This window comes from Ktedonobacter sp. SOSP1-52 (assembly GCF_016587395.1).
This window is the reverse complement of record NZ_BNJH01000001.1, coordinates 2328106-2343828: the sequence shown is the minus strand read 5'-3', so window position 1 is coordinate 2343828 and position 15723 is coordinate 2328106. Positions and strand designations below refer to the sequence as shown.

The following is a 15723-nucleotide window of genomic DNA, read 5'->3' as shown; positions in this document are numbered from 1 at the left end:
CTCCACGCTCATCATGTCTCCCCACCTATCGTCAGTAACTCATTCCAACACGTCGTACAGCGCTGCAACCGCCTCGACTGCCGCATGGACCACGTTCGTTGCGTCCCCTGTACCCTAAAGCGGACTGGGCCGCGCCCCCATTGCGCATTGACCTCATCCACTAGCGTCATCACCCGCTCTTGCCGCTCGGTGCACGCTTGGCTCGCAGATTGGGTTTTGTCTCAGACTCTCGTTCGTGCGCCATCTCCAGGCAAAGCTTCAAAGCGTTCACTAGCGTATGTATCGTCTGCCCAAACGCGAGCCAAGCGGATCCAGTGTCCTGTCCCTTTGATTCACACGAGCGTGGCCCCCTCTCGATCTTGGATGGGAGTAGCAAGAACGACAACAAAGAGCAGCAAGCCCATCATATCTACCAAATTTGTGTTTTCATGCCATAAGGATGCCTGGTCCATTCATGCTTGGCTCCCGATACTCTGACGACCCAGTCAACAACGCTTCAATTTGCTCCATATGCCCTTTTGCTATTCCTGTAACAAGCTGTTCTCTCCTTGAGAAGAAGTCAGTACCCGTTGGAGGTAGAAGAACAGCCCACCAGCTATTCCACCAATTGGCGCTGTGATCCATCCTAACAGGATCAAGCTCTCCCAGAGCATAAAGAGTAGAGATGCGAGCATATATACTAAGCTGTTGCCTGAGAATGGCTGTGAAGACAATATATAGCATGTCCCAATGAAAGGATACGCGACTGTATTGGTAAATTCACTTAAGGGCTGACGTTTTTTGCACTCAAGGGTGGAATTTTGATGCGAAGGATTGGAATCCACAGGTTCGAGTTTGGGAATACGGCTCTGCAAGCGGATTTCAGCACACGACGTTGGTAAATTCACGGCAAGAGGAAGTGGAAAAGAGGTCCTTCTTTTTTTCGTTATGAGGGAAAGGGCTGAGTAGCAAAAAACCTTCGTTTGATGAGACATCTCTCTTTGAACAACACTCCTGATATTTCTGCCGTTGCGCGGTTCACGGCACGGGCAGTGATGCATGCACTACAAACCATGCAGGATCGGACGCTCGGAAACAGGGGCGTAACGGGAGAGCGCCCAGCATCAAACGGTGAGACGCGAAAGAATTTCTGCACATCGAAGTACTCCCTGTGGGTTCATGCTCAACTGGTTATGCGCCACCATACTCCACGCGTTGCGCACACTTTGTGCCAATCCCCATCCGCGTATGCGCGCTCGTTCCATTCCCAGTTCCTCGCTCAGTTGAGCAACGCGCCGGGCAAGCATCTGCTCCAGGTTGGGCACGAGAAGGATACGAGGCAGAGGGTTAAAGAACGAGGCCGCCACCTCATACCCAGGATCACCAACCACCCCCTTAGGATCAATAGCCAACCATGTATCACCTGAACGTAAGATATTATAGTGGTGCAGATCGCCGTGCAGCAGCATGGACACTTCCGCCGAGGCGCTTAATGTCGCGAAGAGATCCATCGCCTCGTCGACCAGGCGCGGCGGAAACGGGCCATAGCCGCCAGCATAGGACGCTCGGAGCTGCGTCAGGTCTTGCCCCAATTGCTCAACGGTCGGGAAGGTGTGCTCCCTGGGTACCGGTCGCCAGAGTTGACGCATAAACAGGCACAGCAAGGGAAGAAGTAAAGACAAGGCCATCCTTAGTTCGCTTCTTCGGTTGTGTTGCAAAAAAGGAAGCTGATCTGCTAGAGTGGAGGGAAAAAGCGAAAGAGGTCTCCTTTATGCGTATCCAAAGTCAAAATCCCTTTAAATGGCGCCACTTCCAGTCTGAGATCATTTTGCTCTGTGTTCGCTGGTATGTGCGCTATTCGCTGAGCTATCGAGACCTCGAAGAGATGATGATGGAGCGAGGCTTACACGTTGATCACACGACCATCTACCGCTGGGTTCAGCATTATGCGCCAGAATTGGAGCGGCGATGTCGTCCCTATTTGAAAACCACATCGGACTCCTGGCGGGTTGATGAGACCTACATCAAAGTGAAAAAAGAATGGGTCTATCTGTATCGAGCGGTTGATGCGCAGGGAAAGACACTCGACTTCGTACTCAGCCCAACCAGAGACGGAGAAGCCGCCAAGCGTTTCTTTCTGAAAACCCTTGCCGCCCCTCATACTGCTGAACCACGAGTGATCAATGTGGACAAAAACGCGGCCTATCCCAAAGCATTCAACGAGCTCAAAGCAAGAGGACATCTCCCCGAAAGCTGTGAGTTGAGACAAGTCAAATATCTTAACAATTTGGTTGAACAAGACCATCGTTTTATTAAACGCCTAGCCAAGCCCGGGATGGGCTTTTTCTCGTTCGAGACGGCAAGGCGAACCCTTCAAGGGTACGAAACGATGAACATGATCAGGAAAGGACAGTTGCAAGGGGTAGACAAAGGGGATGCAGAAGCCCAAGCAACATTCGTCACTCAATTGTTTGGGGTGGTCGCTTAAACAAAGCAGAAAGGGATATTTCTTACTCATCTTCTTTTCTTTAAATTTCTTGCAACACAACCATGGAAGGAACCTGACGCTCGATGGCAAAGCCGACCCTGCTTCCCGACCCAAGCTGCTTACATTTGAAGCTTCTTGAGGCTTCTGAGACAGTGATTACCGCCGCGGCGACGCTCACCAGTTGGTCTGGCGGCAAATGCTCGCGGTAAAATTGCAGAAGCGCCGCGTGTAATATCCCCCCTACTCCCGTGTGCTGGCATCCCTTTGGAAAGAACCAGGTCTTTCGATCCGGTGAACCATAGACGACCGAGCACACCTGGAAGACCTCCCCACGTATGCCTCCAATGATCTCAACTGTCTTCCATCCTCGTGACTCCTCTCGTCGCTCTGGTTGAACCGCAGCGGGGTAACCCTCCACGTACTCCGCAATCCAGCACAATTTCTGGCCCAGCAAACTGGCACGCAGTTCTTCAATGCTCCGCGTGCGAAACGGCTCCTCAGGAGGAAGACTGAGCACATGATGGTACCGCCGCTCACGCGCATACATCGCCTGCAATGTCGCATCTATGATTTCTTGGTGCTTTGGGGTCATCGAGAGCTCCTTGCGCCATCACCAGCTCCAGGCTATTCCTGGCTCTACCAGGAACGTTCTCTGCTGCTCTCTCGTCGTGTGGGAGACACATCACACACCTACGCTTCACACTCACTCTACAAGCCGTCCCAGACGTGTCTTTTCTTGTCTGAGAAAGGTCTCATCCTTCTTCTTCTATCGTATGTCCTTCCGGAAGCGCTTCCTCTCGCAGTCCCAACCTCACACTGGCTCATTTTTCTTCTGAGGAGGGGAAGCGCAGCGCGTCACAGCTCTGCGGAGACCGCGCTGCGCTTCCCTGATACTCCATCACCTACGCGTAGACAGGGACAAAAAACACATCGGCGATCGGCTCGAACTGCTCTCGATGGAGTTGAGGCTCAAGGTTCACAAAAACCTTGTAGCCCTCGTGCGCCTTGATCAATTCCAAAAAGGCGAGGCACAGCCCATCATCACTCCTCGATGGAAGCCACAGAGGCTCGGATTGGAAGGTCCAGTCGTCCAGCGTCGTCCCCAGGATGCTCAGGCACTCTTCAACCTGGTTAAATGGGATGTGCTCACACGACCACCCCTTCTCAAAAGAAGAAGGGAATTGTGTGTACTCGTGGCCACCAAGCCGGGAACGATAGGTGTATTGTTTTCCGACCTCGACTCTTGTGAGAGTACTTAAGATCGTGAAAGCAAGTAATCTGTGAATGTATTGGCTGCTCACTTGCTAAAAGCAAACAAACAGTGTAATTTCGCTTACTTGTTTGCTTCAATCAAGCAAGCAATCAGCAAAAGAGAGCCTGCTCGTTTGCTCGATTCCCTTCCTTTTCGTCATGTATACTCCAGGATAGGTGATCGTTTCCTCTGCCCTCCACTTCTGAGAAAGGCAATGCTATGGAAGTCGAATATGTTGGAAAGCGTGCTCACCTCTTCCACCTGCTACAGCAGCATCCTGAGTGGACCCTCCAACAGTCTGCTGATGCGGTCGGCTGCTCTCAGAGCATGGTGTGTACCTGGCGACAGCGGTTTCGAGAGGCCAAAGCCCAGAGAACGCTTGATGCTTCCATCTTCTTTTCCCGCTCTCGTGCTCCTCATCATCACCCGCCTCGCATTGACACCGAGGTCAAAGAGCGGGTGCTTTCGATCCGCCAGTCTCCCCCGGAGCTGTTCCAGCGCACGCCTGGGCCATTGGCAATCCTGTATTATCTGCAACGAGATGCGCGCCTTGCAGGCAAAAGCAGTCCGCTTGCCTCGTTCGACACGTACCATCTGGCGTATCCTGGATGCTGCGGGAGCTATTGAGCGCGATCCTCCCCGTCAGCGCTCTCCGCGTCTGCCAAGAGCTCACGCGGGAAGAAGTGCAACTCGACTTTAAAGATGTTTCCACCGTTCCTGCCGATCTGCATGATCCTGATGCCCGCGCGACAGCATGTGATCGAAGCCTGCAATGCGGGTCGACGCAGGCACCTCCATCTTGCTTGACGCACAGGTCCATGAAGACTTCCACGCAGAAACGGCGTTCCAAGCGGTTGTCTCCTTCTTGCGTCGCTATGGGTGTCCCAGCATCTTGACCGTTGACCGCGATCCCCGTTGGGTGGGCAGTGCAACGGCGCGCGATTTTCCCTCCGCCCTGTGCCAATTTCTCTTGTGTGTCGGTGTGCAGCCCAACGTCTTGCCTCCCCGCCATCCAGAACTCAACTGCTATGTGGAGCGCTATCATCGGACCTACAAGGAAGAATGTCTGTTCGTGCATCGTCCTGGGACGCTCGAAGAGGTTCGCAGCCTCACCGAGGCCTTTGAGCATTTCTACAACACCCAGCGCCCTCATCAGGGCACAGTTGTCGCAATCGTCCTCCCAGCCAGGCGCATCCTGTTTTGCCCACCTTACCCGCGCTTCCAGCCGTCGTCGACCCGGATGCCTGGTTGCAAGCAGTCCACGGGCGGACCTACGCGCGACGCGTCAAATCAGACGGCCGCGTGAGCGTTGATGGGGCCGACTATTCCATCAAGCAAGCACTGGCTGGGCAGTTAATCACCTTGAATGTCAATGCGGCTTCGCGTTGCTTCGAAGTCCTGCAGCATGAGAGCATCATCAAGCAACTTCCTATCAAAGGGCTGCAAGGCCAACGGATGCCACTGGATGACTACATTGCCTTGATGGAAGAGCGTGCCCGTTCAGAGGAACGACAACGCTTGATGAACCTGCGACGGCGACACCTCCAAGCTCGATAATCTGTGTAGTTGCTTGCGGGAGTTGCTTCGTCGAGGGTGATGCTGTCCGCTTTTCTGCTTGCTCGCTTCCTCTCCATCGCTTGCTCGCCTGATTTTCTCCCTCCCTGGTTGACCTTTTCCTCGTTTTTCGCGCTCATGCTCTTGTGCCTATACGTTTGCTTTTTACTTGAATGCTTGTTTTTTGCAATCTCAAGTACTCTTGCGAGAGTCGAGGTCGGAAAACAATACAATAGGGCTCAGGGACGCACTCCTCCGGCTTGATCCCCGAGCCCTTCAGCTGCACCGCAATCGTGAGGCGAAACGTCAGAAAGACACTGACAGGCGAATTCATCTTCCGAGTTTTGAGCCTGGTTTCCTTTTCTTCCCTGCTTTTCCATAATGCTCATGGCGTTTTGGAAATATACATTAATGGCACCATACACCTGGTATTTTCTTGAAGGTTCTCAATGCCGAGGAATGTGTAGCTGCTTTCACTCAAATAAGAAGGCGTTACTTCATTCTGATAGGTAATGTAAGTTCAGAGAGATGAGGAGCAGAAGCATGGGCTTTATTTATGAGGAAAGACTATTGGACTCACCTTATGTAGAAACCATTACGCATGGGCGAACGGAGGGTAATGGTTCTTCTCTCCGTCCCGCAGAGACGCATTGGCACATGGTCTTCGTAAAATACAATGGCAAGACCCAGGTCATAGTCGCTGGACCTTTGACGACATCTGGCATTGTATCTTACACAGAAGGAGCTGAGATTATTTGGGTCAAGTTTCAACTTGGCACATTTATGCCCCATCTTCCCACAAGGAAACTCCTGGAGGCCCAGACCAGCCTTCCAGAAGCCTCTGGACGATCTTTCTGGCTGCATGGCTCGACGTGGCAGTTTCCGAATTACGAAAATGTAGATACGTTTATAGATAGGCTTGTGCGTAAGGATGTGCTGGCTCGTGATCCACTTGTGAATGCGGTGCTACAAGACCGCCCGCAAGAGATGTCATCCCGTACAATACGGCATCGTTTTTTACAAGCAACCGGATTGACCCAAAGCCAGATTCGCCAGGCCGAACGTGCTAAGCGGGCGGAGGCGCTCCTATTGCAGGGCACATCTATCCTTGATACTGTTCACGAGGCTGGCTATTTCGACCAGCCGCATCTAACCAGATCACTGAAACAATGGATCGGACAGACTCCTGCACAAATTACCCGTAGGTGTAAATCAGAGAAACTTGCCATTTGATACAAGACTCCATCCTCCGGTTAGGGTATTCTACGGAAGGACGACAGAGATGACGGTCATCTTTGCTCAGTTCCAGGAAGCTTTTCTGGAAAGAAAACGCAGGACAGACAATTATTCGAAGGAGATGCTATGCAAAAAATCACCCCATTCTTATGGTTCGACAATCAAGCGGAAGAGGCTGCGCATTTTTATACGTCTCTTTTTAAAGATGCCAAAGTAGTGAGCATCACGCCTGGCCCGGACGGAACGGTTATGTCAGTGATGTTTCAGCTTGAAGGGCAAGATTTCTTGGCGTTAAATGGTGGCCCGCAATTTGCTTTCACTGAGGCCATCTCGTTTTTCGTGAAGTGTCAGACTCAGGAAGAGGTAAATGAGTTGTGGGAGAAGCTTTCCACAGGCGGAGAAGAAGGGCAATGTGGCTGGCTGAAAGATAAATATGGTTTGTCCTGGCAAATCGTGCCTGACGCCTTAAGCGAAGCACTTCAAAACAAGGACCCTGAGAAAGCTGGTAGAGCCATGCAAGCAATGCTTAAAATGAAGAAGATTATCATAAAAGATCTTCTAGAAGCATAGGGATACTAACGTGATAAGCGAAGTTCGGGTATGACCTGGTGTGCCATACCCGAACTTCGCTTATCACCCGCTTAGCAGACTCTGCTGATTGTTCGTCTAGTTCGGGAAAGCATACCCAATTTTGGGACCAAAAACAAGGTGTTGACGCATTTTCTCGCCAGATTAAGGTGTGAAACGTGGATTTGTGGAAGAAATTTCGGGAGTTTTGGCGTGCGACTTTTTCGGTCAGGTTTATGAGTCATTTTTGAATTCGGGCGAAGATATGGAACTCCGTCAACTTTGATGAATACCGTCTGCTTGTTTAGAGATGGCTTTTTGCTGAGAGGAAAGAAGAAAAACTGAAGAATTTCTACACTGCTTGGTAGAGAAGCCGTTGGCGGAGGAGGGGGAAGGAGGCTCGGCCATAGCCCTGACGTTTGATGAGTTTGAGCCGATGGACATGACCCTCGACGAGGCCATTTAAACGAACTGTCAACTACACCTAATAACACGAATGGTGAACATTGCTTTACCATTACCCATCCCTTCCATCCCCTCAGTGGCCATAGCTTTCCCCTGCTCTCGCAAAGCCGAGCCTGGGGAGAGGAGCGCGTCTTCTTTGCTGATCCGCAGACCCATCAGATCCGCTCGTTGCCCCTGGCCTGGACGAGTCTTGCTCCTCCTGATCCCTTTCTGGTTATTGCAGCTGGGAAAACAGTGCTTCGTTTTGAAGACATAGGACCTCTCAACCAGATGCTCAACGTTCTCCCGGCACACCAGAAGGAGGATCAGTAAGATGATGCAGCAGGTCACCGCTTACCATCTGAGCCGCCTGGCATGTCTGTATGTGCGGCAAAGTACGCTAAAACCGCGTCTTTGAGAATACCGAAAGTACTGCTCGCCAGTATGCGCTCCGCGAACGTGCGCTGGCACTTGGTTGGATCGAGGAGCGCATCATGGTGATCGACCAAGGTCTGGGGTATTCAGGCGCCTCAACAGTTGACCGCCTGGGCTTCCAGCGCCTGGTGGCTGAAGTCGGGCTCGGACAGGTCGGGTTGGTCTTAGGGCTGGAGGTCTCTCGGCTCGCGCGCAACTCCAGTGATTGGCATCATCTGTTGGAAATCTGCGCGCTCACCCACACCTTGATCTTGGATGAAGAGGGTCTCTACGACCCCTCTACCTTTAATGACCGCCTCTTGCTCGGACGAGAAGCGGGACGATGAGTGAAGCAGAACTCTTTGTGCTGCGCGCTCTCCTGCAAGGCAGCATTCTCAACAAAGCGAGGCGAGGAGCCCTCAAACTGACCTTACCCATCGGGTTTACCTACACCGAAACAGACGCTGTGGTGCTTGATCCGGACCTGCCACGTGCAGGCGAGCATTCGCGAGGTCTTTCGCAGTTTTGCACACACTGGGTCAGCTTTTACGACGGTCCGCCACTTTCGCCAACAGCATTTGCTTTTCCCGCGCCGTCTGCGTCGTGGGGCGCATCGCGGAGAACTCGCCTGGGCAGAGATTGAGCACCATGATGTGCTACGTCTCCTCCATCATCCAGCCTATGCAGGAGCCTACGTCTATGGGCGCACCCGCACTACCAAAACTGACGATGGCAAGCTCCATATTCAGGACGTTCCTCGTGCCGACTGGAAGGTCCTTGTGCGCGACGCTCATGTAGGGTACATTAGGTGGGAAGACTTCGAGAGAGAACGCGTCGCAACTTGCGTTGAACAGTCAAGCGTATTCCCCCAACGCTTCTCACCACCGCGGGAGGGGCCAGCGCTCTTGCAGGGGCTTCTCCTCTATGGGTGCTGCGGTGAGCGGATGATGGTGCGCTATCATCAGCGCGGAGGCCAGCGCATCATACCAGACTATCTCTGTCAGAGCCAAAGCATTGCTCAGGGGCGCGCTCCCTGTCAACGCATACCTGGGCGAGATCTTGACAGCGCGATTGGTGCGGCGCTCCTGGAGCGCGTGACTCCTGAGGCGCTGGCCTTGACCCTGGCTGTGCAAGAGAAGGTCATCCAGCGCGGATGAAGCACGTCGCCTGCGCCACCTGCAAGTGGAGCGTGCACAATATGAAGCGGAGCTGGGGGCGCGCTAGGTCCCTGCGGAGCAACGTGAGAGGGTTGATCTGCTCACCCTCGCAAGGGACAGCGAGAAGGACAGTGCACCCGACAGGGTCGGAACGCGGCTGTGTTGCAAAAATGCTGGGAGGAAATGATAAGGCATGAAGGCTTGCTTCTGTTCAGCTTAGACGGCTACTCCAAACAGGCTGGCGATGAAAGTGACCTGCCCAGGAATGTTCCCCTTGGCCACCCCTTGCACTTGCCCTTTGCGTATCATGTTCATGATCTCGAAGCCCTGGAGGGTTCGCCTCGCTGTCTCGAACGAGAAGAAACCCATCCCAGGCTTCGTCAACCGTTTGATAAAGCGATGGTCTTGTTCGACCAAATTGTTGAGGTATTTCACTTGCCTCAATTCCACTTGTTCAGGCAGGACTCCAGCTGCTTTCAGGTCGACAATGGCCTTGGGGTATGCCGCATTTTTATCGACGTTGATCACACGAGGAACAAACATGGTGGGGGCAGCCGAAGCTACGCGCTCCTTGCTCGAAAGCGTTTGAGGTGGTGAAGTCATCGTGACATGGAGCGCTTTGCAAAAAAAGCGTTTGGCCGCCTCGGCATCGCGGGTTGGACTCAAAAGAAACTCGAGCGTGTTCCCCTCAGAATCCACGGCCCGGTACAGATACATCCAGATGTTCTTCACTTTGATGTACGTCTCGTCCACTTTCCAGGAGTCGTTGCAGGCTTTCAGATGTGGACGACAGCGTTTTTCAATCTCCGGAGCATACTGCTGAACCCAACGGAAGATCGTGGTGTGATCGATATGCAGATCCCGTTCGAACATCATCTCTTCCAGGTCGCGGTAGCTGAGTGCGTGCTGCAGGTACCAGCGCACACACAGGAGAATAATCTCTGCCTGGAAATGACGCCATTTGAACGGGTTCTGCTCGGTCATGGGGTCCTCATTTGCTTTTTTCGCTTCACTTTAGCAGATCAGCTTACTTCTTGCAACACAGCCGGAAGATGTCCATTGGGAAAAAGCAGGAGCAAATAGGTGAGCATCATATACCAGCCCATTGCCCTGGCCCACAAACCAATAGCGCCCGCTAATGCTTCCAGCGGGCTCACCGCTGGATTTGCCAGGAAATCGGATACAGTATATTCTACCAGCACAACGCCCAGTGTCCACAAAAGCGTACTGGCACAGAAGAGCCAGCCAATTGGGTGCTCCGGACGGTGCGAGGCAATCAGCGCACCAACAGTAGCAAAGGCGAGCAAAACCAGGGTATCAAACAGCTCCCCAAACCAACCAGCAGGCTCTTGTCTGATCTGCGAAAACAGCGTAGCAATCACCATGCCCAGGCACAGCAGCCATACACTCCACGCCAGCCAGAAGGCCATACGTTTGCTCATGCATTTCCCTTTCCCGAACTTCCCACAGGGGAGGAGCAGCTCTCCTTCGCAACAGTGCTCTCCATAGCAGAATGATCGTTCTCCGAACTGTCCTGAGTATAGCGCAGCAACGTTACAAAAACGTTACACAAAAAAGAATATGAAATTACCCCGTTTTTGTCCAGTACCATCAATCCATGTGCTATACTTACGTTGATAGTAAATGATGCGGGAATAGAGGAAATGCGAGATGTGATGACTGCCCACGATATACCCATTAAGGTGTTTTGCTCGTATGTGCGCGAAGATGAAAATTGGCTACACTTGCTGGAAACACCTCTTAGCGTCTTCCGACAGCAGGGACTCATTTCATTGTGGCATGAGCGGCTCATCACTCCAGGGATGGATTGGACCAAGGAGTTTGATATCCACCTGGAAACAGCTTCCATCATTTTGTTGCTCGTGAGTGCCGATTTTTTTGCCTCCAATTACCATGGTGGTATTGAGATGAAACGAGCGCTGGAGCGGCAGCAAGCAGGAGATACGTTCGTCATTCCCATTGTCGTGCGTCCTGTGGACTGGGAGGATGCACCTTTTGCGTGTCTTCATCCACTGCCTGCAAATGCTATTCCTATGACGAATTGGCAAGATAGAGATGCAGCTCTTGCGGATGTGGCTGCTGGCATTCGTCGCGCCATTATTGAGGAGCTTTCCCCGCTCCAGGTCTCTTTTCCTCAAGCCAGTTTATCGCCTAGCCTGAACATTCCCTATTCGAACGATAAGACAAGTACAAAGCAAATACTGAGACCATTGAAGAAGCTCATTGGTCGTCAACGTGATATTGAGCGTTTCCTTGAATTGTTTACATTGAGAGGCAGCCGCCTGTTTACTATCGTAGGAACAGTGGGAGTTGGCAAAACGCAGTTCGCTTTGCAGGTGGCCTCTGCTTTACAGTCTTCCTTTCCAGATGGTGTTTGTCCCATTTTTCTTGACAGTCTCTTCGATCATAACCTCGTTCTATCAGCAATACTTCACGCACTAGGTATCACCGAGGTCCCTTCAAGTTCTGATTTAGAAACGCTCTGTTCTTTTCTTCATAAGACACAGATGCTGTTGTTACTTGATACCTTTGAGCATCTCCGTCCAGCAGCCTCATTCTTCCCTCGACTTCTCGATGCCTGTCCTGGAATTACCATCCTAGTGACAAGCCGCGCAGGTTTGAACGTGCGTGGGGAACAGCAATTTCCTCTCTCTCCGCTCGATCTCCCAAACTCCGCACAGAAGTATGACCCCGAAGCCCTTGCGCATAACCCTGCTGTTGCTCTCTTCCTTGCATGCACACGCACACACCTCCCGCAGTTTCAGCTTACTGCAGAGAACGTGAGCCCCATCGTGCAGATTTGTGCTCATCTTGGCGGGCTTCCCTTGGCGATAGAACTTGCTGCGACAACGGGTATGCAACTCTTCCCCCCCAGGATGTTGCTGAAATACTTAGAGCAACACCCATTACATATTTTGGTTAATGAAGAGCAAGATATTCCAGAACACCAGCGTACATGGAGCAAAACAATTGATCGGAGCTATTCTCTTCTTCTGCCCCAGGAACAGCGTCTATTCCGGCGACTGGCTATATTTTCTGGAGGAGCGACGTTGGAAGCCTTAGAAGATCTCTATGAGAGACTTGGCGAGAAACGTCACCATATATTGCAAGAGCTTGCTGTACTGACGAATCATCGGCTCGTGATTTCTCCTTCAGAGGGCCCAACAGATCTCTCTCATTTTAGAATGCTGCAGGTGATCCGCGCGTATGGACAAAAGTGTATCGATGTTGAAGAGGAAACGAACGCTATAGTACAGGCATATACTGCGTATTTTCTCCAGCTTGCGAAAGAAATAGAGCCACAGCTTATTGGCGCGGCACAGCTACAGGGGCTGGATATACTCGAGCAGGAGCAGAACAATTTCCGTGCGGTTTTCACCTGGCTGGTAGAACGCAATGAAATCGAAAACGCACTTGAGCTCGCCGCAGCACTATGGAGATTTTGGTCGTATCGTGGCTATGTCTCTGAGGGATACCAGCAGATCGAGCAGCTATTGAAGCGATGCCAGGATGAAATGGTCTCGGCAGCAGTGAGAGCAAAAGCGTACTACGCAGCTGCTCTATTAGCCTTTTTTCAGCTTCACACAGCAGCCATGAAAGAACATTTACAAGCATCCTTAAAGCTCTACCGAGAAGTTGGAGAGAGACATGGGTATGCTATCGCACTGAATGCAATGGGATTTTGCGAGCTTCTGCAAGGACACGACGAAAATGTAAAGACGTACTATGAAGAAAGTTTTCCTATTCTTCAGGAAATGGGAGATCGTTGGCATCTTGCTGAAGCATATGCACTTGTGGCGAGAGAGGCGCAGGCGCAAGATAACTACGTGCGGGCCCGAACATTACTTGAGCAATCTCTTGCCCTCATAAAAGAGGTGGGAGATCGTCGCGCGATTGCCCAGGCACTGGATTTTCTAGGGCAGATCGTCTGTCACGTGAAAGAATATGAAACCGCGCTGCATATCTATAAAGAAAAATCTCTGACAGCTCTTGAATTGGGTGAAAATCTCTTAATTGCCACAAGTCTTGAAGAAGTTGGCGCAATTGCGACCATCATTGGTCAAGAAACGTGGGCGGCCATCCTTCTAGGTGCTGGAGAGACATTGCGCGAAATAAGCTGGGGATTGATTTCAGACGCGGACCAGCGGCGCGTTGACGATGTAAAAATGCAACTCCGCGCTAAAATGAACGAGGAGACCTTGACAAGGATATGGGCTCAAGGACGCGCGATGACTCCAAAACAGGCCCTCCTGGCCTCTTCTCTCGAAACCTCTCTTCAGCAAAAGACCGCTTCCATTCCCTTGTCTGCCCCCGGTACCTCATACCACCTGGCTATGTATCCTGATCAATTAACGCAACGGCAAGTGGAAATACTTCGTTTGCTTGCTAAAGGCCTCACCGATAAAGAGATTGCTGAGCGCCTTTGTATAAGTCCTCGTACTGTCAATGCTCATCTCATTAAGATTTACCCCAAAATTCATGTTTCCACCCGTAGCGCTGCAACTCGCTACGCTGTAGAAAGAAAATTAATCTAGTACCAACCGTCTCCGCTCAGTACCTCCATTCCGCGCCACATACTACCAGCGTGAGATGCCCCGTACGTTATTCTACCTACGTATCTACCTTCCACATGTTGAGAAAATTACAGTTGTTTTACAGATGCGAAACGACTTGCGCACGAATACACTCAGAAGAGGAAGAGCTTTCTCAAAAGCAAGCACAGAAGAGACGTACCTGCAGCAAACAAGAAGGAGCGTAGTATGTTAACGGAGGCCAATAAAGCGGTCGCTCGTGGTTTTTATGAGGCTATTAAGGCATATAACGAAGGAGATGAACTGGCCCTGGAAAGGGTTCTGGCCCCTTCATTCGTCAATCACCGCCCTCTTGCAGGTCAGACACCTGATATCGAAGGGCTCAAGCTTCCAGCATTTCATCAAGCCTTCTCTCAGATGCATGTTACCATTTTGGATCAGATAGCGGAAGAAGACAAAGTCGTTGATGTGACAGCGTGGTCGCTTCTGCACACAGGGGAGTTCATGGGGATACCTGCGACTGGAAAACGCATTTCTTACACAGAGATCAATGTCCTACGCGTGCTCGACGGCATGGTCGTCGAACGTTGGGGACTCCCCGATGAAATACATATTTTACAACAGCTGGGAATTGTATCACTCCAGGCGTAGGATGTGATAGAACCGCTTGGCGAGAAGTCTCTAGAAGATTTAATAGATATCAAGCAGAGAGGATAGTATGGATACGACGAGACGCAAAATTCTTCAAACACTGGCAGCTGCTGGCGCTGTCGCCAGCGTCACCGCTGTCCCCGCTGTTGCTCATGCTACATCGACGCCGACTGATGAGTCAGTTCCCGAGCCGATTGAGGGCAATCTTGGTGCCACAGATCCTGGCCCCCGGAATATAGCGCTCGATGAGATGAACCCTGATACGCTAGCTCCTCCTACGACTGATGCAGGCATTATGCCAAACCTCAAGTTTTCGTTTGGCAATGCTCATAACCGGCTTGCCAATGGCGGCTGGGCCCGTCAGGTAACGGTAACGGAACTGCCCGTCTCAACATCAGTGGCAGGGGTGACGATGCGCCTCAAAGAGGGTGCCGTTCGCGAATTACACTGGCATGTGCAGGCTGAATGGGCCTATATGCTGAATGGGAAAGCGCAGGTCACTTGCCTGGACCCTCAGGGGCGTAACTTCGTCGATAACGTTGGCGTCGGTGATCTCTGGTACTTCCCTGCTGGCTTTCCGCATTCGATTCAGGGACTCCAGGGCGGTTGTGAATTCTTACTGGTATTTGACGACGGTAGTTTCTCTGCGGGTTCAACCTTCATGCTCAGCGACTGGTTCGCGCATACGCCGAAAGACGTGCTGGCGAAAAACTTTGGCGTGCCGGAAAGCAATTTTGCGAATCTTGCTCCACCATCCACCCGCTGGATTTACCCTGGCCAGGTTCCCACATCAGCAACTCCGGTCTCTGATCCCTACGGGACGTCTCCACAGAGCTTCACGTATCATATGCTGGCTCAGCCACCAACACGGGGCAAAGCGCATGGCCAAGTAAGGGTCGTTGATTCAACCAAATTCGGCGTCTCAAGGACGATTGCGGCCGCATTAGTGGAGGTTGAGCCTGGTGGTTTGCGCGAGATGCACTGGCATCCAAATGCAGATGAATGGCAGTACTATATCGCAGGCAATGGACGCATGACAGTCTTTGCTGGTGCTGGCACCGCTGCTACGTTCGACTACCAGGCCGGGGATGTTGGGTATGTGGAGGCGAATATGGGACACTATGTCGAGAATATAGGCAAGGCAACGTTACGCTTTCTGGAGATATTCAAAACGGATCGCTATGCTGATTTTTCTCTCAATCAGTGGATGGCAGTGACGCCACCAGCATTGGTGCAAGGTGATCTCAACGTACCTCAACAGGTGATGGATGCACTACAGAAGACGAAGCCGATCATTATGTAATTCAGCATAAATGCGGATTCGGATAGTGTTCTCGACTCAGCCAGGTCGGACTGGTGCCGACCTGGCTGAGCCCTAATTGAAGCAAGATTTGTTGCTCGCCACAATTGTTTGACTAACAAGGGAGC

Annotated in this window: 18 protein-coding genes; 12 read left to right on the top strand and 6 right to left on the bottom strand. The window is 51.8% G+C overall.

What is annotated here, in order from left to right; all coding sequences use genetic code 11:
* Nucleotides 1-11: 11 nt before the first annotated feature.
* Together JMJ16_RS11060 and JMJ16_RS11055 are read right to left on the bottom strand one after the other, a co-directional pair.
* Nucleotides 12-170 carry a DUF4113 domain-containing protein gene (locus JMJ16_RS11060; protein WP_201381180.1) on the bottom strand — a complete coding sequence of 53 codons (159 nt, stop codon included), beginning with the start codon at nucleotides 168-170 and terminating at the stop codon, nucleotides 12-14.
* A 933-nt stretch (nucleotides 171-1103) separates the two neighbouring features.
* On the bottom strand, nucleotides 1104-1667 hold the full coding sequence (locus JMJ16_RS11055; RefSeq protein ID WP_201381178.1) for an aminoglycoside phosphotransferase family protein: 564 nt from the start codon (nucleotides 1665-1667) through the stop codon (nucleotides 1104-1106).
* Nucleotides 1668-1756: 89 nt separating this feature from the next.
* Between JMJ16_RS11055 and JMJ16_RS11050 the strand changes: the two genes are divergently transcribed.
* Nucleotides 1757-2467, top strand: coding sequence for an IS6 family transposase (locus JMJ16_RS11050; protein ID WP_201382821.1), 711 nt, complete (start codon nucleotides 1757-1759; stop codon nucleotides 2465-2467).
* A 40-nt stretch (nucleotides 2468-2507) separates the two neighbouring features.
* On the opposite strand, the gene JMJ16_RS11045 is transcribed toward JMJ16_RS11050, so the two are convergent.
* Both JMJ16_RS11045 and JMJ16_RS11040 read right to left on the bottom strand, forming a co-directional pair.
* Entirely contained in the window at nucleotides 2508-3059 is a 552-nt protein-coding gene (locus JMJ16_RS11045) for a hypothetical protein (RefSeq protein ID WP_201381176.1), read from the bottom strand.
* A gap of 310 nt (nucleotides 3060-3369) precedes the next feature.
* Nucleotides 3370-3768 carry a hypothetical protein gene (locus JMJ16_RS11040; RefSeq protein ID WP_201381175.1) on the bottom strand — a complete coding sequence of 133 codons (399 nt, stop codon included), beginning with the start codon at nucleotides 3766-3768 and terminating at the stop codon, nucleotides 3370-3372.
* A gap of 170 nt (nucleotides 3769-3938) precedes the next feature.
* Here JMJ16_RS11040 and JMJ16_RS11035 point away from each other — a divergent pair, with 170 nt between their 5' ends.
* From JMJ16_RS11035 to JMJ16_RS11005, 8 genes are all read left to right on the top strand, one after another.
* Entirely contained in the window at nucleotides 3939-4346 is a 408-nt protein-coding gene (locus tag JMJ16_RS11035; protein ID WP_201381173.1) for a helix-turn-helix domain-containing protein, read from the top strand.
* 145 nt (nucleotides 4347-4491) lie between these two features.
* Nucleotides 4492-5025: a transposase gene (locus JMJ16_RS54020; protein WP_236601399.1), complete on the top strand. Its 534-nt coding sequence runs from the start codon at nucleotides 4492-4494 to the stop codon at nucleotides 5023-5025.
* The gene (locus JMJ16_RS54015; RefSeq protein WP_236601398.1) at nucleotides 5022-5276 is read left to right on the top strand and encodes a hypothetical protein; all 255 of its coding nucleotides are present in this window, start codon (nucleotides 5022-5024) and stop codon (nucleotides 5274-5276) included. Before JMJ16_RS54020 ends, JMJ16_RS54015 begins: the two co-directional genes overlap by 4 nt.
* 567 nt (nucleotides 5277-5843) lie before the next feature.
* Nucleotides 5844-6506 carry a helix-turn-helix domain-containing protein gene (locus JMJ16_RS11025; RefSeq protein WP_236601397.1) on the top strand — a complete coding sequence of 221 codons (663 nt, stop codon included), beginning with the start codon at nucleotides 5844-5846 and terminating at the stop codon, nucleotides 6504-6506.
* Nucleotides 6507-6635: 129 nt separating this feature from the next.
* On the top strand, nucleotides 6636-7079 hold the full coding sequence (locus tag JMJ16_RS11020) for a VOC family protein (RefSeq protein ID WP_201381169.1): 444 nt from the start codon (nucleotides 6636-6638) through the stop codon (nucleotides 7077-7079).
* A 468-nt stretch (nucleotides 7080-7547) separates the two neighbouring features.
* A complete protein-coding gene (locus JMJ16_RS56925) occupies nucleotides 7548-7853 on the top strand; it encodes a DUF5372 family protein (protein ID WP_201382819.1) in 306 nt (101 codons plus the stop codon).
* Between the two features lie 131 nt (nucleotides 7854-7984).
* Nucleotides 7985-8281: a recombinase family protein gene (locus JMJ16_RS11010; RefSeq protein WP_201382817.1), complete on the top strand. Its 297-nt coding sequence runs from the start codon at nucleotides 7985-7987 to the stop codon at nucleotides 8279-8281.
* 126 nt (nucleotides 8282-8407) lie between these two features.
* Nucleotides 8408-9091 carry a recombinase family protein gene (locus tag JMJ16_RS11005; protein WP_201381167.1) on the top strand — a complete coding sequence of 228 codons (684 nt, stop codon included), beginning with the start codon at nucleotides 8408-8410 and terminating at the stop codon, nucleotides 9089-9091.
* A gap of 216 nt (nucleotides 9092-9307) precedes the next feature.
* On the opposite strand, the gene JMJ16_RS11000 is transcribed toward JMJ16_RS11005, so the two are convergent.
* Nucleotides 9308-10075: an IS6 family transposase gene (locus JMJ16_RS11000; protein ID WP_201381165.1), complete on the bottom strand. Its 768-nt coding sequence runs from the start codon at nucleotides 10073-10075 to the stop codon at nucleotides 9308-9310.
* Between the two features lie 38 nt (nucleotides 10076-10113).
* Nucleotides 10114-10533 (bottom strand): hypothetical protein, encoded by a 420-nt coding sequence (locus JMJ16_RS10995; RefSeq protein ID WP_201381163.1) that lies wholly within the window; start codon nucleotides 10531-10533, stop codon nucleotides 10114-10116.
* Between the two features lie 234 nt (nucleotides 10534-10767).
* Between JMJ16_RS10995 and JMJ16_RS10990 the strand changes: the two genes are divergently transcribed.
* The 3 genes from JMJ16_RS10990 to JMJ16_RS10980 all read left to right on the top strand — a co-directional run bounded on the left by JMJ16_RS10990 (nucleotide 10768) and on the right by JMJ16_RS10980 (nucleotide 15598).
* Entirely contained in the window at nucleotides 10768-13647 is a 2880-nt protein-coding gene (locus JMJ16_RS10990; protein ID WP_201381161.1) for a LuxR C-terminal-related transcriptional regulator, read from the top strand.
* Between the two features lie 225 nt (nucleotides 13648-13872).
* The gene (locus tag JMJ16_RS10985; RefSeq protein WP_201381159.1) at nucleotides 13873-14295 is read left to right on the top strand and encodes an ester cyclase; all 423 of its coding nucleotides are present in this window, start codon (nucleotides 13873-13875) and stop codon (nucleotides 14293-14295) included.
* Nucleotides 14296-14362: 67 nt separating this feature from the next.
* The gene (locus JMJ16_RS10980) at nucleotides 14363-15598 is read left to right on the top strand and encodes an oxalate decarboxylase family bicupin (RefSeq protein WP_236601396.1); all 1236 of its coding nucleotides are present in this window, start codon (nucleotides 14363-14365) and stop codon (nucleotides 15596-15598) included.
* Nucleotides 15599-15723 lie beyond the last annotated feature (125 nt).